This window comes from Streptomyces sp. NPDC093149 (assembly GCF_044754145.1).
Lineage (GTDB): Bacteria > Actinomycetota > Actinomycetes > Streptomycetales > Streptomycetaceae > Streptomyces.
In genome coordinates this window covers 42,140-62,971 of the sequence record NZ_JBIVON010000020.1, presented here as the reverse complement: position 1 = coordinate 62,971, position 20,832 = coordinate 42,140, and the positions used below count along the sequence as shown (strand labels likewise).

Sequence of the window (20,832 nt, the reverse complement as noted above, 5' to 3'; positions counted from 1 at the left end):
CGCCGCTCACCCCATTCGTCAAACTTGATTACTCGTCGTCGCCGGGATCCGGGACACCCGTCGCGTACGGGTTCTCCTGCCCCTCGGCGAGCACGCCGATGAAGGGTTCACCCTCCCCCGCGAAGGTGTACGCGCCGCCCTCGATGCGGGCGATCAGCCCGCGCGTCCACTCCGCACCGGCGTCCGCCGAGTGGACCCACATGTTCATGATCTCGCCGATGTGGCCGAGCGACCCGGGTCCGGCCTCCGGCGTGTAGTACTCGGTGACCGAGGCCCGCCAGGCCGCGAGGCCGGCCACCCGCTCCTTGAGCAGCGCGACCGCCTCGGCCCGCTCCAGGTCGACGATGCCGCCGAGGCCCGCCGACAGCACGTCCAGCTTCTGGTCGTACGAGGTCAGCGCCGCACGCAGCAGCGCGAGGTACTCCTCGTTGCCCCGCTCGGTGATCTCGTACTCGGTACGGGGCGGACCGCCCGCCGTGCTCGGAGCGGTCTCGTGGGCGATCAGCAGTCCCTGCTTCGCCATCTGCTTCAGCGCGTGGTAGACCGACCCGGGCTTGGCGTTGGACCACTCGTGCGCCCCCCAGTACTCCAGGTCGTTGCGGACCTGATAGCCGTGCGCCCGGCCGTGCTGACGCACGGCGCAGAGGACCAGCAGCCGGATCGCGGACATGTCACGCACCCCTTCTATTCAACTTTGATCAGCGTAACCGCCCGCCTCGGCCACCAACTCGAACGCGGTACGGCCGTCCAGGGACTCGCGGATGATGTCGGCGTGCCCGGCGTGCCGGGCGTGCTCCTCGACGAGATGGAGCAACAGCCACCGCATCGAGACCCGCCCCTCCTTCGGGAACCAGGGTGCCTCCGGCAGCGGGAAGGTGTCGTCCATGCTGGGCACCGAGCGGATGAACTTCTCGACCTCGGCCACGACTCCGTCCCAGAACTCCAGCATCCCCTCCACCGTCTCGTCGCCGACGAGCCGGAAGCTGTCCGCCCAGGTCTCCTCGGTCCGGGAGGTCTCGCTCGGCCGTTGCTGCGCCATCCGGAGCCAGTTGAGCTCTCCCTCGGCGACGTGCTTGAGCAGCCCGGACAGGGAGAGCTCGCTCGCGCTGGGCCGGCTCGCCGCCTGCTCCTCGGTCAGACCGATGAGGGAGCGCCGGATCGCGCCGCGCTGCCCCTCGACGAAGGAGAGGAGCGCGCCGCGCTCGTCGCCGGAGGTCCCCGCGGGAACGTGAGTGACCATGATGACCGCCTTGGTGAGCCGTGCCGGTTTCTTCCTGACACCGACCAAGCTACGGATCCTTGCGGTCAGCTTCTGTCCTCGACGGGGCGGAACGGCGTGTCAGAAGGGGAACGCGCTCCGGCCGTGCTGGATGGACATCCATGTCTCGGTCGTGAAGGCACGGACGGTCGCCTCGCCGTTCAGCCTGCCGATCCCGGAGGACTTCTCGCCGCCGAAGGCGACCAGCGGATCGTCCTGGACGGTGGAGTCGTTGACGTGGAACATGCCGCTGACGACCCGCTGCGCGAACCGCACTCCGCGTTCCGTGCTGCGGGTGTGCACGGCGCCGCTCAGCCCGTACGGGGTGTCGTTGGCGATCCGTACGGCATCGTCCTCGCCGTCGAACGGCACCAGCAGCGCCACCGGGCCGAATATCTCCTGGGACAGCAGCGGGGAGCCCTCGGGGAGCCCGGTGAGCACGGTCGGCCCGACGAGGCTGCCGCGGGTTTCGCCCCGCACCAGCGCGGTGGCCCCCTCGGCGATTGCCTGGTCCACCAGGGCGGTCAGGGCGTCCGCCTGGAAGGTGTTGATGACCGGACCTATGTGGGTCTCCGGGTCACGCGGATCACCGGTCCTCAGCGCGGCAACCCTGGCGGTGAACTTCTCGGTGAACTCCCGCTCGACACCGCGGTCCACCAGGATGCGGTTGGCGGCCATGCAGACCTGCCCCTGGTACACGAAACGGCTGAAGACGGCCGCGTCGACCGCGTAGTCGATGTCCGCGTCGTCCAGCACCACCAGGGCGCTGTTGCCGCTGAGTTCGAGGATCGTCCGCTTGAAGTGCCCGGCCGCGATCGCACCGATCTGGCGGCCGACGCGGTCCGTGCCCGCGAAGGAGATCACCTTGGGTACGGGGTGCTCGATGAACGCGTTCCCTATTTCGGCGACATCGGTGATCAGGACGTTGAGCAGCCCGGCGGGCAGGCCCGCGTCCTCGAAGATCCTGGCGATCAGCCCGCCGCCGACGACCGGGGCGTTCTGATTGGGCTTGATGACGACCGCGTTGCCGAGCGCGAGGGCCGGCGCGACGGATTTCATCGTCACCAGGAAGGGGAAGTTGAAGGGGCTGATGACCCCTACGACGCCGACCGGTTCGCAGTAGAGGCGGTTCTCCTTGCCATCGGCCGAGGAGGGCAGGATGCGGGCCCGGGGGCGCAGTGTCCGATGGATCGCGTCGCGCAGGAATTCCTCGGCGACCCGGACCTCGTACTCCGCCTTGAGACGGGTTCCGCCCAGTTCGTCGACGATCGCCTCGACGATTTCGTCATGCATTTTCCCGATGACGTCCAGGGCCCGCTCCAGAACCCTGCGGCGCTCGTACGGGCCGGTGGTGGCCCAGGACCGCTGGGCGCGCTCGGCGGCCCGATAGGCGAGGTCGACCTCGTGCGCGGTCGCGATGGTGATCGCGGCGAGTTTCTCCCCGTTGTAGGGATTGAAATCGATGATGTCCCACGAGCCGGTTCCGGTCCGCCACTCACCGTCGATGTACTGGTCGGCCAGCTCGTAGAAGAAGGACATGCGATCCCTTAACTCAGGTGCAGACTCCCGTCGAACCGCCATCGTACTGATGAATCAAGTGAGTTGGAGTAGACCACGGAGCAGATCGCGGCTCTCCTCGGGGCCGGGACTGTCCTCGTGCAGCCGCACCATGGCCTTTTCGTACTGAGCGACTTCTTCGGCCTTGTCCAGATAGAGCGCACTTGTCAGCTGCTCCAAGTAGACAATGTCCGACAGATCGGATTCGGGGAATCGGAGCATCGTAAAAGAACCGCTCTCCCCGGCATGCCCGCCAAAACTGAAGGGCATCACTTGAAGAGTGATGTTGGGCTGTTCCGACATTTCGATCAGATGCCGCAATTGTCCGCGCATGACTTCACGGTCGCCGTACGGCCGGCGCAACGCCGCCTCGTCCAGTACGGCGTGGAAGCGGGGTGCACGTTCGGAGACGAGGGCCTTCTGGCGCTCCAGCCGCAACGCGACGCGGCGGTCGATCTCGACGGCGGGGGCGTCACCCATGCCCCGCGCGACGACCGCGTGCGCGTAGGCCTCGGTCTGCAACAGACCGTGGACGAACTGGACTTCGTACACCCGGATGAGCGATGCCGCCCCCTCCAGACCGACATACGTCTGGAACCACCCGGGCAGCACATCCCCGTAACTGTGCCACCAACCCGCCATGTTGGCCTCACGGGCCAGACCGAGCAGGGCGTCGCGCTCCGCATCGTCCGTGACGCCGTAGAGCGTGAGCAGGTCCTCGACATCCCTGGCCTTGAAGCTCACCCGTCCCAACTCCATGCGGCTGATCTTCGATTCGGAAGCCCGGATGGAGTAGCCGGCTGCCTCCCGGGTGATCCCCCGGGAGTCGCGCAGTCGCCTGAGCTGTGAGCCCAGCAGGATGCGCCGCACCACAGATCCACTCGACTCGCCTGCCGCCACTGGTCCGATCCTCCCCATCGCTTCCTGGACACCGGGGCTCCCCCTGAACCCCAAGTGCCGGATTCTGCCACCAAAACGCTTCAGCCCGTACTCATTCGATTACGGAAATGGCAAGGTCGCCGCAAAGCCACGAAAATACACGCAGGAAGAAATGACCAAGAACCGGCACGGGCTCGGACAGGTCCGGCGCGTGCACGTGCATCTGCCCTTGCATCTGCCCTGCGCATTCGGAACCATGGCTCTCGCGCACCTGCGTGCTCGTTCGTGTTGTGCCGCTGTACCCCGTAGTACCGATACAGCCGCGAATCCCGGGAGTGCCTCGCATGGGGACGAATGGATCGACGATGCTCGAGCCGTTAAGGCAGGGGCTTCCCCCCATCGATCCCTCAGCCGTCTCCGGCTCGGCCACCTGCACACTGCCCGCGCGGTACGAAGCCGTGGGCGGGGCACGGCGGTTCACCAGGAAGACGCTGAGCAGCTGGGGACTGGACGATCGCTTCGACGACGTCGCGCTGGTCGTCTCCGAACTCGTCACCAACGCCCTGCGGCACGCCCTGCCCGGGGACAGCGCACCGGACTTCCAGGAACCGCCCGTACGGCTGCACTTGATGCGTTGGAGCTCACGCCTGGTGTGCGCCGTGCGCGACCCCAGCCAGGAGAGCCCCGTCGCCGCCGAGGCGGCCGACTCGGCGGAATCGGGCCGTGGCCTCTTCCTGGTGGAGTCCTTCAGCGACTCCTGGGGCTGGCACCCCTCCCCCGCCCTGGGGGCGGAGAACCTGAACAGCGCGGCGGCACCGCGCGGCAAGGTGGTCTGGGCGCTGTTCCGGCTGTCCGACAACTGACGGCGCGTGCCCGGCGCGTGGCCGCCGTCGGCGGATCGCGTCGGGCCGTTACGGGCCGGGCACCGGCGCGGGGACTCGGTCAGCCGCCCGCTATGAGGTGGTCGAACTCCCCGTCCTTCACCCCGAGAAGCAGCGCCTCTATCTCTGCGGGCGTATAGACCAGGGCGGGCCCGTCGGGGTGGCGTGAATTACGCATCGCCACATCTCCGCCGGGCAGTTTCGCGAACTCCACGCAGGATCCCTGGGAGTTGCTGTGTCTGCTCTTCTGCCAGACGACTCCGCGAAGCTCTGTGGCCGCCATGCCGTTGTACACGTCGTGCACAGGACGCTCCCCGAGTTGCAAGGTGCAAGTGTCAACTGTCTCGGATCATAGCTCTGTTCAAATATTGCTGCATGAGCAGATGCATGCGCGGATGCACGTGCACGCGGGGTGTTCCCGCGATTACAGCTTTACGGCATATGCATAGACGCACGGGAGGCCTGTTCGGCTCCGTCTACCCCGAGCCGATCGCCCCATACCCGAGAGCCCCGCTGGTAGCTTGGCGCGGTCCTTCGTCGACGAGGGGGAATTCCACGTGCATACCGTCATGCGCTCCGGCGGCGTAATCATCGCCGGAATCGTCATCGCCGTCGCGCTGACCGGCTGCGGCAGCGGCAACGGCAACGGGAAGGGCGACCCGGGCAGCGGCTCCGACGCCGGGAGGACCGGCCGGGTCGCCGGCGGCGGGGGCTCCGACGCCGGGGCCGACGCGGCTTCGCTGGAAGGCGGTTGGGCCGGAAAGACCGACGGCAAGGCGGTGATCCTGTCCGTCGCGTCCGGGAAGGCCGTGCTCGTCACCGAGCAGCAGGCCTGCACGGGCACCGTGAAGGAGGCGGGCAAGGTGACGCTTGCCCTGAAGTGCGCCGACGGCGACACCGCCCGCACCACGGGATCGGTCGTGTCCAACGACGGCAGCACCATCAAGGTGTCCTGGGACGGCGGGACGGAGGACACCCTGGCCAGGACCGAACCGGGAGCGATCCCTTCGGGCCTGCCGGCCCTGCCGGCCCCCTGACGGCCGACCGCGCCGCGCGTCAGTCGGCCCGGTCCCCGGGCCGGGCCGGCTTCGACGTCCCGTCCAGCCCCCGGGAGAACTCCTCCAGGGCTTCGAGGAGGAGGCCGGCCCCGTTCCGTACGAACGGATCCGTCCCGCCTTCGCCCGTCCGCTGCCGCGCGTCCCACGCGTCCAGCGCCTCGCGCACCTCCGCCCAGTCCGGTACGCGCCGCTCCCGCACCTCCTTCGCCCCTCGTTCGGTGGCCCGGCGCAGCGCCTCGGCCAGACGTGCGGCGGCCGGTACGGGGGTGGCGCCGCCGCACGGGAGGTGGGCCTCCAGCAGCATCGCGACCCGGCCGAGCTGGGCGAGGGCGTGCTGGGCGTCGTCGGCGGCGGCACGGGACAGGCCGCGGTTGCGCACCGGTTCGTGCTGGGCGGTGGCCAGCGCCTCCTGCCAGGCCACACGTGCCTCGCGGGTGTCGAGGAGCGCGGAACGGACGTCGTCGTGACCGCGCTCGGCCGGCTCGGCGTACTGGTCGACGACCGCGGCGGCGTACCACCCGTCCGCCTTCAGCCAGTCGCCGAGCCTGCCCCGGAGCCTCGGGGTCTCCCAGGCGGGGTAGACGGCGTACGAGATCATCGCCAGCAGGCCGCCGACGAGGGTGAGGACGACCCGTTCGTGAACGGTCTGCGACCAGTCCTCGCCCGCCATGCCGAGCAGGAACACGACATACGCGGAGACGCACGCCTGGCCGACGACGTATCCGGTGCGCATCAGCAGATACATCAGCAGGGCGCAGAGCACGGCGAACGCCGCGGACAGCGTCACACCGGGGTGGGCGGTCCGGACGATCGCGGTGGCGAGCGAGACCCCGACGATCGTCCCGCCGAAGCGGGCCACGGCACGCCCGTACGTCTGGGTGAACTCCGGCCGCATCGCCATGACGGCCGCCATCGGCGCCCAGTAGCCGTGACCGAACGGCAGCAGGACGCCGATGAGGTAGCCCACGGCGACGACGACGGCGACCCGGACGGCGTGCCGCAGGATCGGTGAACCGGGGCGCAGTTCGGCCCGCATCGCCCGCACGACGACCGGGACCAGCCGCAGCAGGGTGGGGCGGCGGCGGTGCGGGGCGCCGGGCGCCTCCTCCTCCTCGGCGGCCCTGATGGCCTCGGCTGCCTCCTCCGCGTCCTCCTCCTTCGTCCCCGCCCCCTCGGCCGTCTCGATGACGTCGGAGAGCAGCGCGCCGAGCCGGTCGGCGGCGCGGCGGGGCGGGCCGGCGAGGAGGGAGCCGGTGTCGGGCGTCTTCAGTGCCGCGACGGCGGCCGGGGAGAGCTTCACCGGGTCGCCGTGGCGGATCGCGCGTGCCGCCGAGTCGAGCACGGATCCGGCGGCGGCGAGGAGTTCGCGGACCCGGTCCCGCTCCGGCCCCTCGGCCGGCACGCCCATCGCCGGGTCCGCGAGCGAGGCGAGCACCGGCCTGATCCGCTCGGCGGCACCCCGGGGACCACGCAGTTCGGGCGGTCGGCGGCGGGCCTGCCAGGGCGTGACGGCTGCCGCGCTGCGGGCCTTCATCAGCGGTACCGGGTCGAAGGTACAGAGCGGGTCGTGGCGCAGCCGCCGCGCGTAGTCGGCCTCGGCGGCCAGGGCGTCGGCCAGGGCGTCGCGCTGGGCACCCCATCTCCGCACCGGGAACAGGACGATCAGCGCGGCCTGCACCACACCGCCGAACAGGATCACCGCGGCGTGCACCGCCGAGTTCGCGACGGAGCTGGGCAGGGTGACCGTCACCAGCATGATCGCCACGTTCGACGACGCGATGATGCCGCCCGTCGGCCCCGCCGCCCAGGCCAGGCCCGCCAGGAACGTCCAGAGCACCAGCAGGGCCAGGAACAGCAGTGTGTGGGAGCCCGCGAGATAGCCGAGGAACGTCGATACGGCGAGGCTCGCCCCGGAGACCAGGGCGAGGACGGGCCGGGGACGCCAGCTGCGCTGGAAGGTGGCGATGGCCGCCTGGAACGCACCGAACGCGGAGCTCGCGGCGACGACCGGCCCGAAGAACGCGAGGCCGACCCCGATGACGAGGGCGAGACCGACCGCACCGCGGATCGCGATGAGCGGTTCGAGACGCCGCCGCTCGATCGTCAGCCCCGAGCGGGCCGTCTCCTTCAGCGCCCGGAGCCAGCTCATGCCCAGAGCCTAGCCGGAACATCCGATAAGCCCGAATTGCTACATAATCAACGAAAGATCCGCCAAAGGGCCTTCTGACGGCACTGCCGGAACGGCCCCGGGGCGAAGGCGGCGCCCGAGACGCCTACCGGCTCCCGCGCCCGCCTTCGATCCCCGGCCCGCTCCCGCCCGTCCTCGCCCGGTCCGCGGCGGCCGTGCCGTCGGTCCATCCGTCCAGGTCCGTGGCGCCCCGCACGCGCGTGGTCGTGGTCTCGGGGAACATCCGCTCGGCGGTGTCCGTGACCGCCATGTCACGGGCGGCGAGGACCGGGAGCAGGTGGGGGGTCGCGGACCCCGCAGCTCCGGATCGGGCCCCGGTCCCGGCCGCCTCGGCCTCGGCATCCGCGGTGACACGGGCGGCGTCGGCGGCGAGCCGGCTGCCCAGGCGCTGGGCGTACGCCATCAGGAAGGACTGCCGAAACGTCTTGGTCCGCTTGCGTCCGCCGGCCCGCCGGCCCGCCTCGGCCTTCGTCATCGCCACCGTGCCCTGGACCAGCAGAGAGGTGTACAGCAGTTCCACGGCGTCCAGATCCGGATCGAAGCCGACCACCGTGGAGAAACCGAGATCGCCGTTCCACACCGCGCGGCAGCGGTTCGCGGAGGCGACCGCGTCGAGCAGGATCGCCTTCGCCGTCTCGTACGGGGCATCGACCCCGATCCGGCACGCCCCGGGCGCCTCCTTGCTGTGGGTACGGGCGGCGAGCAGGGCCTCGTCGATGGAGTGCCGGGCCATCAGTTCCTGCGCCTTGGTGGTGAGGGCCTCCGCCTCCTCGGGGAAACCGGTCGCCTCCGCCTTGGCGAGCAGGGCACGGATCCGGGTCAGCATCCGGGGTTCGTCGTGCGCGGGCGGCAGACGGAGTCCGTGCGGAAGGGCACCGGGCGGCGGACCGACCGGTTCGATGGCGGGGAGCCGGAGCAGCACCCGGTACAGGCCCAGAAGGGCGGAGGCGTAGGAGAACCTGTCGGGCCGGTTCCGGGCCGGCGCGGCGGGCAGCCCGTCGAGCTGGGACCGCCAGCGGGGCGGCAGCCGCTCGTACCGTCCGGTCTCCGAGCCGATCAGCCCGGCGACGAGTCCGACGGCGGTCTCGTCGAGTTCGCGGCGGACGATGCGTACGACGTCGGCGGGGAGCCAGCCGCGCTCCCAGGCCCGGCGGACGAGCTCCTCACCGCGCCGGTGCAGTTCGGCGTCGGTCGCGGGGTGGGCGGCCAGGAGGGAGGCGCCGCTGTCGAGACCGGCATCGCCGTCCGAATAGAGGGCCGCCGCGAATGCCTGGTCGATCACCGGTTCCATGAGGTCAGGGTAGGCAGGGCGGTACGGCGCGGTAGGCCTGGCCCCGTCGCCGCGGACGGGCGTGGGCTGCCGTGATCGTGGAGCCCGTCGGGCGTCGGCCGCGACCACGGCGGCGCGGGCCGTCCACAGCGGAGGCCGGGCACGGACCCGTCCGTCCACACCCTGTGGATATCGAACTTCCGAACGACCACCGCGGTGCACCCGACCCGGCGGAGCGCCCCTCGACTCCCGCGAGCCGGGCCACCGGATTCGAGGTACGGGTGAGGGACCGGGCCGGGTGGGCGAAAGGCCCGGTCCGGTCGCGCCGGGTCGAACCGGGCGGCGTGATTGGTCCATCCAGCCCGACCCGCTGGCGATGTATCCGCTTTCATCCTTTTGTCCAGAATTCGCATGCTTTCATCTCGTCATGGAGGCGATCAAGTGATGACCGGAGACCGACAGCAGGACACGCACGCACGGGCGATCCCGTCGCGGCGGCGCGTACTGGCCGCCGCCGCGCTCGCACCGGTACTGACCGCGGCCGGGCCCGCCACCGCTCGCGCACTGCCCGCGGACATGTCCGGGACGGGGCACACCGGGCGGGTCGAGCCGGTGCGCACCGACCTGGCGGACTGGGCGGGCGTGGCACGGGCCCTGGGCCGCAGCGGCAACATGCTGCGCGGAACGACGTACCACACGGGCTTCCCCCGGCGGGACCTCCACGTGGTCTCCAAGGGCGTCCTCGTCACACCGGGGCTCGCACTGGGCACGCACGTGGCCTTCGTCCGTTACGCGGACGGCTCCACGATGCTGATGGGCGACGTGGTGGTCACCGAGAAGGAACTGCAGCGGGTGACCGACGCCTGGCAGGCGCACGGAATCGAGCAGACCGCGCTCCACAAGCACCTGCTCGCCCAGATCCCCGACCTCTGGTGGACCCATGTCCACGCCCATGGCCACGACGCGGTGGCCCTGGCCCGCGGTCTGCGCGCCGGATTCGACCGCACCGGCACCCCGCCCGCCGTGCCGCCCGGCCCCGTGACCACGGTCGACCTGGACGTCGCGGGGATGGAGGCGGCGCTCGGCAACAAGGGTTCCGTCGAGGACGGGCTCTACAAGATCCTCTTCGTCCGCCGCGAGACCATCGCGCACGGCCATCTGATCCTGCCGCCCGGTCTGGGGTCGAGCAGTGCGTTCAACTTCCAGCCGCTGGGTGGCGGGCGTGCCGCGCTCAGCGGCGACTGCGCCATGCTCGCCGACGAGGTTCCGCACGTCCTGAAGGCCCTGCGCCGCGGCGGGATCGAACTCGTCGAGCTGCACAACCACCACCTGGCGGAGGCCCCCCGCCTGTTCTTCACCCACTTCTGGGCCGTGGGTGACGGCGTCGAGCTGGCACGGGCGCTACGCCCCGCGGTGGACGCCACCGACGTCGTACCGTCCGGCTGAGAACGGCCCCGCACACCGGACGCGCCGGCCCTCCCCGGCCACCGGCCCCCACCCGCCGCTGCCGTGCCCGTCGGCCCCTGCCCGCCACCGGCCGGCCGGTGCCGCGGACCGATTCCGCCGGTCCAGCGACCCCGGCCGCCGAATCCGCTCGTCATATGGACCAATCGGCCCGGAGCGGCGCGTGCCCGTGCGGGCGACCGGGCACCCATGTCCCGTCCAGCCCGCCCATTTCCCGAACCACCCGTCAGATCCCCCTCTGGAGCTCCGTATGGAACCAGTCGCCGGCGCACGGTACTGCCCGTTCGACTACGCCGAGGCCCTCGAATTCGACCCGGTGCTCAGGCACTTGATGACCGAAGAACCCGTCTCCCGCATCCGGCTGCCGCACGGTGACGGCGAGGCGTGGCTCGTCACCGGCTACGACGACGTGCGCACCGTGACCACCGACCGGCGCTTCAGCCGGAGCGCCATCATCGGCCGGAACTTTCCGCGCATGACCCCTGAGCCGATCGTCCAGGACGAGGCCATCAACGTGATGGACCCGCCGGGCAGCAGCCGGCTGCGCAGCCTGATCTCCAAGGGGTTCGCGCCCCGTCACATGGAGCGCATGAAGGTGCGTACCCAGCATGTCGTGGACGAACTGCTGGACCGCATGGAGGAGCACGGTTCCCCCGCCGACCTCTTCGAGCACCTGGCGGCCCCGCTGCCCCTGACCACCATCTGCGAGGTCCTCGACATTCCCGAGAGCGACCGCGCACAACTGCGCGCCCACGCCCGGACCATGATGGACACCACCGTCGAGAACAAGGACGCCGCGGTACGCGCCAAGGCCGATCTCCGCGCCTACTTCCAGAAGTTGACGGCCGAGCGGCGCGCGAACCCGGGCGACGACCTGATCAGCGCGCTGGCCACGGCGCGCGACGGGGACGAGATCCTCAACGACCAGGAGCTGACCGTCATGGCCATGGTCCTGCTCATCACCGGCCAGGACACCACCACGTACGAGATCGGCAACATCGCCTACACGCTGCTCACCAGGCCGGACGAGCTCGCCATGCTGCGCGAGCGCCCCGACATGCTCCCGCAGGCCATGGAGGAGCTGCTGCGCTTCATCCCGTTCCGCAAGGGCGTCGGCATCCCCCGGGTCGCCCTGGAGGACGTGGAGCTGAGCGGGGTGCTGATCCGGGAGGGGGACATCGTGCACGTCTCCTATCTGACGGCCAACCGCGACCCCCGGAAGTTCGACCGGCCCGACGAGCTGGATCTGAAGCGCGAGAATCCGTCCCACATGACGTTCGGCTGGGGCGGCCACCACTGTCTCGGCGCCCCGCTCGCCGCCACGGAGCTCCAGGCCGCCATCGGAACGCTGCTGAAGCGCTTCCCCGCTCTGAAGCTGGCGACGCCGGCCGAGGAGGTGCGCTGGAACAGGACCTCCATCTGGCGCTACCCCCTCGAACTGCCCGTCACCTGGTGACAGGAGCGGCACGGCAGCGCACCGGACCTCCGCGCAGGGACGGCGACTGTCCTCGATGACGCGTCGCGGCAGGGCGCCCGGCCACCCGGTACGGTCCCGGGCCGCCGGGCGCCCTGCCGCGCTTCGGTGCCCTGCCCGCACCGGCTCGACATGCGGCCCCGATCGGCCTGCCGTAACGTGATTCCGACGGCCACCCAGCCGTGGCGGATCAACGTCTGATCAATGACCGATCAAACGTCCGTCCACGAACGGCTAGAACTCAGTCTTCGACGGTCGGCCCGTCCGCGCCCGTTCCAGGGGTACCGAACCCGGCGCAGGAATCCACCGAAGCCCTGTCCCGCGCCGCGTGTACGGGGCCGTGGTGGCCGTTCCCGCGTCGCGGGCGGACACCCCCGCGACCGTCCCGGGCCCGGCGGCGTGGACCAAGTCCGCTAGGAGGAGTTCCATGGCGGTTCTCTGCAAGCCGGCCATCGCGGTTCCCGAGTACGTCATCACCAACGAGGAAACCCTTGAGCTGGCACGACGGTTGCACGGCGACCATCCGCAGATCGACCTGGTGCTTCGGCTCATCGAACACACCGGGGTGCAGAAACGGCACCTGATCCAGCCCATCGAGAAGGTGCTGCAGCACCCGGGCTTCGACGCCCGCAGCATCACGTACGAGGAGCACACCAAGGCCCGCGTGCCGGAAGTGGTGCGCCGGGCGCTCGACCAGGCCGAACTGGAGCCGCAGCAGATCGACTTGATCGTGTACGTCTCCTGCACCGGCTTCATGATGCCGCCGCCGACATCGTGGCTCATCGGAGAGATGGGCTTCCGGCCCCAGACGCGCCAGCTGCCGATCGCCCAACTCGGCTGCGCCGCGGGCGGTGCGGCCGTCAACCGGGCCCACGACTTCTGCAGGGCCTACCCGGACGCCAATGTGCTGGTCGTCGCCTGCGAGTTCTGCTCCCTGTGCTACCAGCCCACCGACCTGGGTGTCGGATCCCTGCTGTCCAACGGCCTGTTCGGCGACGGCATAGCCGCCGTCGTCCTGCGAGGCCACGGAGGCACCGGGGTCCGTCTGGAACGCAACGGCTCGTTCATCATTCCGGACACCGAGGACTGGATCTCCTACGCGGTCCGTTCCACCGGGTTCCACTTCCAGCTCGACAAGCGCGTTCCCGGAACCATGGAGCCCCTCGCTCCGGCCCTGAACGCCGTGGCGGAGGAACACCAGTGGAACGCCGGCAAGCTGGACTTCTACATCATCCACGCGGGCGGCCCACGCATCCTGGATGACCTGAGCCGCTTCCTCGACGTACCGCCCGAAGCGTTCCGCTTCAGCCGGGCCACACTCACCGAGTACGGCAACATAGCCAGCGCGGTGGTGCTCGACGCCCTCGGCCGGATGTTCGACGAGGCTTCGGCCCTCGACGGCCACCGCGGACTGATGGCCGGCTTCGGCCCCGGCATCACCGCCGAGATCTCCCTGGGAACCTGGACGACGGGCTCCGACTAGTGCTGTGGCCGGAAAGGTTTGCCACGGCCCGCCCGGCATGAGAGGACCCGGGGATCCCGGGACGGGCTCCGGGGACGGACCCCGGTTCCGGGGAGCGGCGGGGCAGGACCGGCCGGGGCGGAACCGCGCACAACGGTCCGCACCGCGCCGCACGATGTCCCGCCCCGCGCGCACCCCCGCCCCGTTCCCGGCCTCCCGCCGCCCGCGCCACCCCGGCCCGCCCCGGGCCACCGCCCCCTGTCAGTGCCGGGTGCCAGACTCGACCGCATGACCGAACGATGGGCTCTGGCCGCCACGGAGACCGGCGGCGCCCTGCTCGCCCCGCTGGACTCCACCGGCCTGCCCACCGCGCCGGTCCTGGCCGAGGCGGACCTCGTGGAGGCCGTCCGCTCCCGCCCGGAGGTCACACGCTGGGTCTGGCGGTCCACTGCCGAGATCTACCCACGCCTGCTCGCGGCGGGCGTCCCCGTGGCCCGCTGTTACGACATCGAGGTCGCCGAATCCCTGCTCCTCGCCCATGAGGGCCGTCTCGGCGAACCCCGCTCCGCAGCCGCCGCCCACGCCCGTCTGCACGGCGCCCCCGTGCCCCCCGATCCGCCGCCGCGCTCCGCCGAGCCCGGTTCGCAGTCCTCCCTCTTCGAGCCGCGGTCCGGCACCGGCCTGCCGTTCGACGACCTGCTCCAGGTCTATGCCGACCAGCTCCGCCGCCATGACGCCACGACGCACCCGGGCCGGATGCGCCTGCTGACGGCCGCCGAATCGGCCGGCATGCTGGTCGCCGCCGAGATGAACCGTTCCGGCCTCCCCTGGCGCGCCGATGTCCACCGGGACGTGCTCCAGGAACTGCTCGGCGAGCGCTACGCGGGCGGCGGCGAGCCCCGCAGGCTGGCCGAGCTGGCGGACGAGGTGTCGGACGCCTTCGGCAGACGGGTCCGCCCCGACCTCCCCGCCGACGTGGTGAAGGCCTTCGCACAGGCCGGCATCAAGGTGAAGTCCACCCGGCGCTGGGAGCTGGAAGAGCTGGACCATCCCGCGGTGGAGCCCCTCATCCGGTACAAGAAGCTGTACCGGATCTGGACGGCGCACGGCTGGAGCTGGCTCCAGGACTGGGTGCGCGACGGGCGTTTCCGCCCCGAGTACCAGCCGGGCGGCTCGGTCAGCGGGCGCTGGACGACCAACGGCGGAGGGGCGCTGCAGATCCCCAAGGTGATACGGCAGGCGGTCGTCGCCGACGAGGGCTGGCGCCTGGTCGTGGCGGACGCCGACCAGATGGAACCCAGGGTCCTGGCCGCGATCTCCCGCGACCGCGGTCTGATGGAGGTGGCGGGCCATGACGGCGATCTCTACACGGCGCTGTCGGACCGGGCCTTCCACGGCGACCGGGACCACGCCAAGCTCGCCCTGCTGGGCGCGATCTACGGCCAGACCTCGGGCGACGGCCTGAAGAATCTGGCCGCCCTGCGCCGAAGATTCCCGCTGGCCGTGGCCTATGTCGACGACGCCGCGAAAGCGGGCGAGGAGGGGCGCCTCGTACGGACGTATCTGGGCCGGACGAGTCCCCCCGCGGCCGGGAGCGGTGACGACGACGAGGCCGGCATTCCTCAGGAGAGCGTCGAACAGCCCTCCGGCGAAGGCGGGTTCACGCCGGGACACGCATCGTCCCATGCCCGCGCACGGGGCCGCTTCACCCGTAACTTCGTGGTGCAGGGCAGCGCGGCGGACTGGGCGCTGCTGCTCCTCGCCGCCCTGCGCCACTCGCTCCGCTCCGCCGGGCTCCGGGCCGAGCTGGTCTTCTTCCAGCACGACGAGGTGATCGTGCACTGTCCGCAGGAGGAGGCCGAGGCGGTCGTGGAGGCGATCCGGTCGGCCGGTGACACCGCCGGGCGCACCGTCTTCGGCGACACGCCGGTGCGCTTTCCGTTCACCACGGCGGTGGTGGAGCGCTATTCGGACGCGAAGTAGCCCGCCCCCCGCTCACGCGCCGGAATCGGGTGTGCCGGACTCCCCGTGCCCCCGCTGTTCACCCGTACCCGGCCGCACATCGGGTCCCGGCGCGGGCCGGGCGCCCGGAGCGGTCTGTTCGCCGAAACCGGCCAGCCCGTGGTCGTAGTGCGCGGGACGCAGATGCTGATGCCGATGCCGGGCATTGAGCCGATGGATGACGAACGCCGCGATCGCGATCATCGCGAGGACGACCACCACGGTGACCAGGGTGTTCATGCGATACCGGCCCCCTTCGATGCGCAGGCCGACGAAAGCGGCTCATCGGGAGCCGTACACATCCAGGCTACTCCGCGCCCGGACGGGCGCTCGTCGGCCGGACGGCGCAGCCACGCCCGCATCTGCACCCGTGTCCCGCTGTTCCGGGTCCGCGCCCATGTCCCGCTGGTCCGGGTCCGCGCCCAGGTCCTCCTGGTCCGGGTCCGCGCCCGTGTCCTCCCACGGAAGCGGAAGGGTCCGGGCCGGATGAGGAGTTCCGGCCCGGACCGGGCGCGGCGTGCGCCCCGCGAGGGAAGCCCCGGGTCACACCCGCGCAGCGGTGGTGCGCCTTCGCCGTGCTGCGTGTCTACCCGCGTTCCCACAGCGCGGGGACGTTCGGCGGTTCCCAGCCGGTCATGGCCGAGTGCGCCTGCAGACAGCGGTACGCGACCCCGCCGTACGTGACGCGGTCTCCCGCGTTGTAGAGCGTTCCGGCCGCCCAGGTGGAGCCGGGCGGGTCGGTCGGCGGATCGGTGGGCGGATCGGTCGGATCGGTCGGGCCCTGGGCGACGTCGAGGACGAAGTCGAAGGTCCCTTCCTTGGCGGAGCCGACGGCCCGGACGTTCATCAGGAGTGCCGGGTCGAAGATGGTGTCCGTGTTGTTGCGCGGCTCGTCGGGGAAGTACAGCTGGGTGGTCAGGATCCCCGAACCGGGAGCCTGGGCCTTCACATGGATGTGCCGCGTCCGGCCCGGGTACAGCCCCGGCACGATCGTGGTCAGCGTGAAAGCCCCCGACCGATCGGTGAACTGGTGGCCGCGGAAGGCGTATCCGCTCATGTCGTACGCGCCGTTGGTGTCGGCCTGCCAGAAGTCGAGGAGCACTCCGGGGATGGGCTTGCAGGCCCGCCCGAAGACGTATCCACTGACGGTCAGCCGGACACCGGGCGTGCTGCCGGTCACCAGGCTCGTACGGAGCGGGGAGTTGGGTTTGAAGTAGGGACCCTCGATCTGCTCGTGGGTCGGTCCGTCACCGTCGTCGCAGTTCGGGGTGGGGGCCAGGGGCCGGCCCCCGGTACCGGCATCGCGGGCCAGTGCGACGCCACCCCCGGCGAGCAGCGGGACGGTACCGACGACGAGGGCGGCCTTGAGGAGGGTCTTGCGGCTGATCCGGCGGTCGTCGCCGGAGCCTTCGGTCACTTCTGGGGTCATGGCTGATTCCTCGGTGTGGGGGAAGGGCACGTGCATGACACGGAGCGGAGCGGGGTGCGCGCCGCCCGGCCGGGAGGCCGGAGCGTGAACCGGGCGGGCGCGGTATTCGGCGGCGGCCTCGCCCGGGGCCGCCGGGGCCGGGCCTTCCGTTCGGATCGGGCCGGATCGGTGCCACCGCTTTGCCGGGGCGTGCGAGCGCGTCGCGATCCGGACGACAGGTCCTACAGCTGCTGCCAGAGCGCCGGCACGTTCGGCGGCGTCCAGCCGGGCTGCGCCAGGTGCGCCTGCAGGCAGCGGTAACTGCCGGAGCCGTAGGTCACGACGTCGCCCGCCGCGTACGTGGTCCCCGCCGCCCAGCTGCCGCCCGGGGTCGGCGGGTCCGTCGGATCGGTGGGCGGATCGGTCGGGGTGCCACTGGTGACCAGGGTGAGTCCGTACGCCTGGAGCGCCGGGTTCACCGGCTGGAAGTACGTCGTGCCGCCCTGGGAGCAGTTGCCGGAGCCACCGGACGTGACGCCCTGTGCCTGGCTGCCGGAGATGAACGAGCCGCCGGAGTCGCCGGGTTCGGCGCACACATTGGTGCGGGTGACTCCGGAGACGGTGCCCTCCTGGTAGGTGACGCTGGTGTTGCGCTGCTGCACCGTTCCGCAGTGCCAGCCGGTCGTCGAGCCCGAGCGGCAGACCGACGAACCCTCCAGCGCCTCAGTGGATCCGGTGACCGTCACATCGCCGTTGCCGTACCCGTTGACCAGGGCGCGCGGCGTCCAGTTGGTGTTGGTGGCGACCCAGGAGTAGTCGCGGCCGGGGAAGGTGGAGCCCTGGAAGGAGCCCTGGGCCTGCTGGTTGTAGCCGCTGGTGCTGACCCCGGGTGTGCCGCAGTGACCGGCGCTGACAAAACCGGACCGGCCGCTGCCACGCTTCACGGGAAAGCCGATGGAACAGCGCCCGGAGCCGTTCATGTAGTAGGCGTCACCACCCCGCAGATCCGTGAAGGTACGGGGCCGCTCGGCCGACCGGCTCACCGTCACCACCCCGTGCGGCACATCCGCCGCGGCGAGGAAGGCATCGGCGGCCGAGGCGCGGGCGGCCTCCACGACCACGCGGTTGGTGGCCACGTCGACGTACCAGGCGGGTATGCCCTCCGGGGCCCGGCGCAGCGCGACCCGGTCCAACGCGGCCTTCGTGGCGTCGAGTTCGGCCAGACTGTGCTCGACGACGACGGGCCGGGCACCGGCCCGGCGGATCCGGGCGGTGTCCGCGGCGTCGGTGGTGGCGACGGTCAGTGCGGCGTCGTCACCGCTCACCCGGGCCCCGGCGAAGTCCGCGCCGAGGGAGTGCCGCAGCCCGGCGGCGACGGCCGCGGCCCGGGACTCGTTGCCGATCCTGTCGCGCGCCTCGGAGGCGGTCAGCCCGAGATCGCGCCGCATGGCCTTCAGCAGACCGGGCGAGAGCTGTTCGGCGCCCGCGACGGTGGGGGTGGGGAGGTGGGAAGCGGGATCGGCGGACGCGCTGCCGGTCAGGCCGGCCAGCGCGAGTACACCGACGGCCACGGTGGCGGTACACGCGGCCAGGGCACGTCTGCGGAGGATGGTTCTCTCCACGGAACTCTCCTTGACTTCGGGGGAATTGCCGCCAACGTAGCCGCGTACACGTCATCCTCAGGAGATCCCGTTCTCCCCCTCACTTCGCGTTATGGGGCCCCTTGACCGGCGACACCGACGGCTGTTCCGCCGGGGTGACGGGGCAGCCCTCAGAGCCTGTCGGATGACCTCCGACCGGGCGGCCACGCCCTGGCACGTGCGCCTCCCGCGTCGTCGTCGGTCGCCGACGCTCCTTCCCCGAGCTCTCAGCCGTGTTCGAGCAGAGGAGACCCCATCCGACTCCCTCCCCCGCCTCAAAACCGCACGCACCGGACCGCGTCCGCCCTCCGATCCGAGGTCACCCGACAGGCCCTTAGGCTCCGCGCATGGCCACGCATGAACACGAGATCACCGAGCCCGTCGACCTGTGCCTGCCGGACGGCCGGCTGAACCCCGCGGCCCGCGGCTGGTCCAGACAGCCGCTGCACCGTGCGAATCTTCGGGGTTGGGGGCGGACCAAGCGCTGGGAGTACTGGTGCGTGACCACCCCGACCCATCTCGTCGCCCTGACGGTGAGCAACCTCGACTTCCTGGCCCTGAACACGGTGTACGTACTGGAATTCGGGCCGGAAGGGCGCGAGTTCGAGCGCACCTCGATCGTTCCCGGCGGCCGCGGCGTCCATCTCCCGGAGGTGATCGCGGGCACGGTCGGCTCACCCTCCGTGGTGGTCGGTCCGCAGCGCCCCACCGGCGGCAAGGTCAGGATCGAGATCCATGGGGAGGACGGGGGCACCCGGCTGCGGGCCCGGTGCCTGACGCCGCGCCCACCGCAGGGCGCCAGGGGCAGGCGGGGAGGCGAAGAGGCCGTGGAGACCGTGGAGATCGATCTCTTCGCCGCTCTGCCCGTCGGCCACGAGACGTTGTCCGTCGTCGTGCCGTGGAGCGGACGCCGCTTCCAGTACACGTCGAAGCACACAGCCCGCCCCGCCTCCGGTACGGTCCGGATCGGCGACAGGGTCCTGGAGTTCGGCGAGGACGCCTGGGCCGTTCTCGACCACGGACGGGGGCGCTGGCCGCGTTCGGTCGACTGGAACTGGGGAGCCGCCTCGGGGCGCACGGGCGGCCACACGGTGGGTCTGCAGTTCGGCGGCCGCTGGACCCGGGGCACCGGCGCGACCGAGAACGCGCTCTGCGTGGACGGCCGACTCACCAAGATCGGCGAGGAGTTGGAGTGGCGCTGGTCGTCCACCGACTTCATGGCCCCGTGGACCATCACATCCGCGAGCGAACGGCCTGCGGTGGACCTGACGTTCACCCCTTTCCACAACCGCTCCACCCGCACCGACGCCGGCCCGATCGCCAACCGCACCGACCAATGCTTCGGCCACTACACCGGCCTCGTCCGGGACGACGAGGGCCGCGAGATCGCCGTGGATCAGCTCCTCGGCTGGGCCGAGGACGTCCATATGCGCTGGTGACCTCCCCTCACCGCCGCCGGTGCCCATAGGTTCGCCCCATGCGAATAGGTGAGCTTCTGGGTACCGGACGGTCCGCGGACGTGTATGCGCTCGACGAGAAGTGGGTCCTGCGCCGTTACCGCGACGGAACGGACGCCACCCATGAGTGGACGGTCATGTCCTACCTCAGCGCCCACGGCTACCCGGTGCCCCGGCTCGGCCCCCGCGACGCCGAAACGGCTCCCTGCGACCTGATGCTGCAGCGGCTGGCCGGCCCGACGATGCTGCGGTCCCTGCTGTCCGGGGACCTCTCCGCGGCCGAGGCCGGCGCCATGCTGGCCGCTCTCCTCGCCGAACTGCACACCGTCCCGGCCCGGCTCTCCCCGCACCCCGGGGACCGGATCCTCCATCTCGACCTGCACCCGGACAACGTGATGCTGACGCCCCGGGGCCCGGTGGTGATCGACTGGAGCAACACCAAGGAGGGCGCACCGGCCGCCGACCGGGCCATGTCGTCCCTGATCCTCGCCCAGGTCGCGGTCGATCCCCGGTCCCCCGCGTCGGCGGGTGCCCGCGCACTGCTGGAAGCCCTGATCCCGCATCTTTCCGCCGCCGGCGGCATACCCGCCCACCACCTCGCCGAAGCCGCCACCCTGCGCGCCGCCAACCCGACGATGAGCGCGCACGAGGTAGCGCTCATCGACCGGGCCACGTCACTGATCACCGAGCTGACGCGGTGAACCGACACACCGCGCCCCGGCCCGTCCGAACCGCCTTCGACCGCTCGTACCGGTCGGGCGGATCCTCCCGAGGCATCGGCACGGATCCGGCCCGGAGTTCCGCGAGTTCGGGGCGGACGACACCGACACCGAGG

Annotated in this window: 19 protein-coding genes; 8 read left to right on the top strand and 11 right to left on the bottom strand. The window is 71.1% G+C overall.

What is annotated here, in order from left to right:
• Nucleotides 1-28: 28 nt before the first annotated feature.
• From ACIQCZ_RS36240 to ACIQCZ_RS36220, 5 genes are all read right to left on the bottom strand, one after another.
• On the bottom strand, nucleotides 29-670 hold the full coding sequence (locus ACIQCZ_RS36240) for a PadR family transcriptional regulator (RefSeq protein ID WP_376284767.1): 642 nt from the start codon (nucleotides 668-670) through the stop codon (nucleotides 29-31).
• Between the two features lie 18 nt (nucleotides 671-688).
• The gene (locus ACIQCZ_RS36235) at nucleotides 689-1,240 is read right to left on the bottom strand and encodes a DinB family protein (RefSeq protein WP_402289331.1); all 552 of its coding nucleotides are present in this window, start codon (nucleotides 1,238-1,240) and stop codon (nucleotides 689-691) included.
• Nucleotides 1,241-1,339: 99 nt separating this feature from the next.
• Entirely contained in the window at nucleotides 1,340-2,797 is a 1,458-nt protein-coding gene (locus ACIQCZ_RS36230) for an aldehyde dehydrogenase family protein (protein ID WP_402289265.1), read from the bottom strand.
• 54 nt (nucleotides 2,798-2,851) lie between these two features.
• Nucleotides 2,852-3,733, bottom strand: coding sequence for a helix-turn-helix domain-containing protein (locus ACIQCZ_RS36225; protein ID WP_402289329.1), 882 nt, complete (start codon nucleotides 3,731-3,733; stop codon nucleotides 2,852-2,854).
• A gap of 73 nt (nucleotides 3,734-3,806) precedes the next feature.
• A complete protein-coding gene (locus ACIQCZ_RS36220) occupies nucleotides 3,807-3,965 on the bottom strand; it encodes a hypothetical protein (RefSeq protein WP_402289263.1) in 159 nt (52 codons plus the stop codon).
• Between the two features lie 94 nt (nucleotides 3,966-4,059).
• On the opposite strand from ACIQCZ_RS36220, the gene ACIQCZ_RS36215 reads away from it, so the two are divergent.
• A complete protein-coding gene (locus tag ACIQCZ_RS36215; protein WP_402289260.1) occupies nucleotides 4,060-4,557 on the top strand; it encodes an ATP-binding protein in 498 nt (165 codons plus the stop codon).
• Nucleotides 4,558-4,636: 79 nt separating this feature from the next.
• Here ACIQCZ_RS36215 and ACIQCZ_RS36210 read toward each other — a convergent pair whose 3' ends face one another.
• Nucleotides 4,637-4,879: a DUF397 domain-containing protein gene (locus ACIQCZ_RS36210; protein WP_351077535.1), complete on the bottom strand. Its 243-nt coding sequence runs from the start codon at nucleotides 4,877-4,879 to the stop codon at nucleotides 4,637-4,639.
• A gap of 253 nt (nucleotides 4,880-5,132) precedes the next feature.
• Between ACIQCZ_RS36210 and ACIQCZ_RS36205 the strand changes: the two genes are divergently transcribed.
• A complete protein-coding gene (locus ACIQCZ_RS36205) occupies nucleotides 5,133-5,612 on the top strand; it encodes a hypothetical protein (RefSeq protein WP_402289257.1) in 480 nt (159 codons plus the stop codon).
• Nucleotides 5,613-5,631: 19 nt separating this feature from the next.
• Here the strand turns inward: ACIQCZ_RS36205 and ACIQCZ_RS36200 are convergent, their stop codons facing one another.
• Together ACIQCZ_RS36200 and ACIQCZ_RS36195 are read right to left on the bottom strand one after the other, a co-directional pair.
• Complete coding sequence (locus ACIQCZ_RS36200; RefSeq protein ID WP_402289255.1) at nucleotides 5,632-7,782, bottom strand: FUSC family protein; 2,151 nt, start codon at nucleotides 7,780-7,782, stop codon at nucleotides 5,632-5,634.
• Nucleotides 7,783-7,906: 124 nt separating this feature from the next.
• Nucleotides 7,907-9,112: a DUF2786 domain-containing protein gene (locus tag ACIQCZ_RS36195; RefSeq protein WP_402289252.1), complete on the bottom strand. Its 1,206-nt coding sequence runs from the start codon at nucleotides 9,110-9,112 to the stop codon at nucleotides 7,907-7,909.
• 423 nt (nucleotides 9,113-9,535) lie between these two features.
• On the opposite strand from ACIQCZ_RS36195, the gene ACIQCZ_RS36190 reads away from it, so the two are divergent.
• From ACIQCZ_RS36190 to ACIQCZ_RS36175, 4 genes are all read left to right on the top strand, one after another.
• On the top strand, nucleotides 9,536-10,537 hold the full coding sequence (locus ACIQCZ_RS36190; protein ID WP_402289249.1) for a DUF1259 domain-containing protein: 1,002 nt from the start codon (nucleotides 9,536-9,538) through the stop codon (nucleotides 10,535-10,537).
• A gap of 268 nt (nucleotides 10,538-10,805) precedes the next feature.
• On the top strand, nucleotides 10,806-12,011 hold the full coding sequence (locus ACIQCZ_RS36185) for a cytochrome P450 (protein ID WP_402289246.1): 1,206 nt from the start codon (nucleotides 10,806-10,808) through the stop codon (nucleotides 12,009-12,011).
• Between the two features lie 445 nt (nucleotides 12,012-12,456).
• Nucleotides 12,457-13,512, top strand: coding sequence for a type III polyketide synthase (locus ACIQCZ_RS36180; RefSeq protein WP_376562009.1), 1,056 nt, complete (start codon nucleotides 12,457-12,459; stop codon nucleotides 13,510-13,512).
• 267 nt (nucleotides 13,513-13,779) lie between these two features.
• On the top strand, nucleotides 13,780-15,474 hold the full coding sequence (locus ACIQCZ_RS36175) for a bifunctional 3'-5' exonuclease/DNA polymerase (protein WP_402289242.1): 1,695 nt from the start codon (nucleotides 13,780-13,782) through the stop codon (nucleotides 15,472-15,474).
• 12 nt (nucleotides 15,475-15,486) lie between these two features.
• On the opposite strand, the gene ACIQCZ_RS36170 is transcribed toward ACIQCZ_RS36175, so the two are convergent.
• The 3 genes from ACIQCZ_RS36170 to ACIQCZ_RS36160 all read right to left on the bottom strand — a co-directional run bounded on the left by ACIQCZ_RS36170 (nucleotide 15,487) and on the right by ACIQCZ_RS36160 (nucleotide 18,522).
• A complete protein-coding gene (locus tag ACIQCZ_RS36170; protein ID WP_402289240.1) occupies nucleotides 15,487-15,732 on the bottom strand; it encodes a hypothetical protein in 246 nt (81 codons plus the stop codon).
• A gap of 346 nt (nucleotides 15,733-16,078) precedes the next feature.
• Nucleotides 16,079-16,921 (bottom strand): carbohydrate-binding protein, encoded by an 843-nt coding sequence (locus ACIQCZ_RS36165; RefSeq protein WP_402289237.1) that lies wholly within the window; start codon nucleotides 16,919-16,921, stop codon nucleotides 16,079-16,081.
• 221 nt (nucleotides 16,922-17,142) lie between these two features.
• Nucleotides 17,143-18,522, bottom strand: coding sequence for an alpha-lytic protease prodomain-containing protein (locus ACIQCZ_RS36160; RefSeq protein ID WP_402289234.1), 1,380 nt, complete (start codon nucleotides 18,520-18,522; stop codon nucleotides 17,143-17,145).
• Nucleotides 18,523-18,887: 365 nt separating this feature from the next.
• On the opposite strand from ACIQCZ_RS36160, the gene ACIQCZ_RS36155 reads away from it, so the two are divergent.
• Together ACIQCZ_RS36155 and ACIQCZ_RS36150 are read left to right on the top strand one after the other, a co-directional pair.
• Nucleotides 18,888-19,979 (top strand): DUF2804 domain-containing protein, encoded by a 1,092-nt coding sequence (locus ACIQCZ_RS36155; protein WP_402289232.1) that lies wholly within the window; start codon nucleotides 18,888-18,890, stop codon nucleotides 19,977-19,979.
• Between the two features lie 38 nt (nucleotides 19,980-20,017).
• Nucleotides 20,018-20,698, top strand: coding sequence for a phosphotransferase (locus ACIQCZ_RS36150; protein WP_402289229.1), 681 nt, complete (start codon nucleotides 20,018-20,020; stop codon nucleotides 20,696-20,698).
• Nucleotides 20,699-20,832: the final 134 nt, after the last annotated feature.

Coding starts and splice junctions, on each gene's coding strand:
- ACIQCZ_RS36240 (WP_376284767.1), bottom strand. CDS start 670: ATGTCCGCGATCCGGCTGCTGGTCCTCTGCGCCGTGCGTCAGCACGGC.
- ACIQCZ_RS36235 (WP_402289331.1), bottom strand. CDS start 1,240: ATGGTCACTCACGTTCCCGCGGGGACCTCCGGCGACGAGCGCGGCGCG.
- ACIQCZ_RS36230 (WP_402289265.1), bottom strand. CDS start 2,797: ATGTCCTTCTTCTACGAGCTGGCCGACCAGTACATCGACGGTGAGTGG.
- ACIQCZ_RS36225 (WP_402289329.1), bottom strand. CDS start 3,733: ATGGGGAGGATCGGACCAGTGGCGGCAGGCGAGTCGAGTGGATCTGTG.
- ACIQCZ_RS36215 (WP_402289260.1), top strand. CDS start 4,060: ATGCTCGAGCCGTTAAGGCAGGGGCTTCCCCCCATCGATCCCTCAGCC.
- ACIQCZ_RS36200 (WP_402289255.1), bottom strand. CDS start 7,782: ATGAGCTGGCTCCGGGCGCTGAAGGAGACGGCCCGCTCGGGGCTGACG.
- ACIQCZ_RS36195 (WP_402289252.1), bottom strand. CDS start 9,112: ATGGAACCGGTGATCGACCAGGCATTCGCGGCGGCCCTCTATTCGGAC.
- ACIQCZ_RS36190 (WP_402289249.1), top strand. CDS start 9,536: ATGACCGGAGACCGACAGCAGGACACGCACGCACGGGCGATCCCGTCG.
- ACIQCZ_RS36185 (WP_402289246.1), top strand. CDS start 10,806: ATGGAACCAGTCGCCGGCGCACGGTACTGCCCGTTCGACTACGCCGAG.
- ACIQCZ_RS36180 (WP_376562009.1), top strand. CDS start 12,457: ATGGCGGTTCTCTGCAAGCCGGCCATCGCGGTTCCCGAGTACGTCATC.
- ACIQCZ_RS36175 (WP_402289242.1), top strand. CDS start 13,780: ATGACCGAACGATGGGCTCTGGCCGCCACGGAGACCGGCGGCGCCCTG.
- ACIQCZ_RS36170 (WP_402289240.1), bottom strand. CDS start 15,732: ATGAACACCCTGGTCACCGTGGTGGTCGTCCTCGCGATGATCGCGATC.
- ACIQCZ_RS36165 (WP_402289237.1), bottom strand. CDS start 16,921: ATGACCCCAGAAGTGACCGAAGGCTCCGGCGACGACCGCCGGATCAGC.
- ACIQCZ_RS36155 (WP_402289232.1), top strand. CDS start 18,888: ATGGCCACGCATGAACACGAGATCACCGAGCCCGTCGACCTGTGCCTG.
- ACIQCZ_RS36150 (WP_402289229.1), top strand. CDS start 20,018: ATGCGAATAGGTGAGCTTCTGGGTACCGGACGGTCCGCGGACGTGTAT.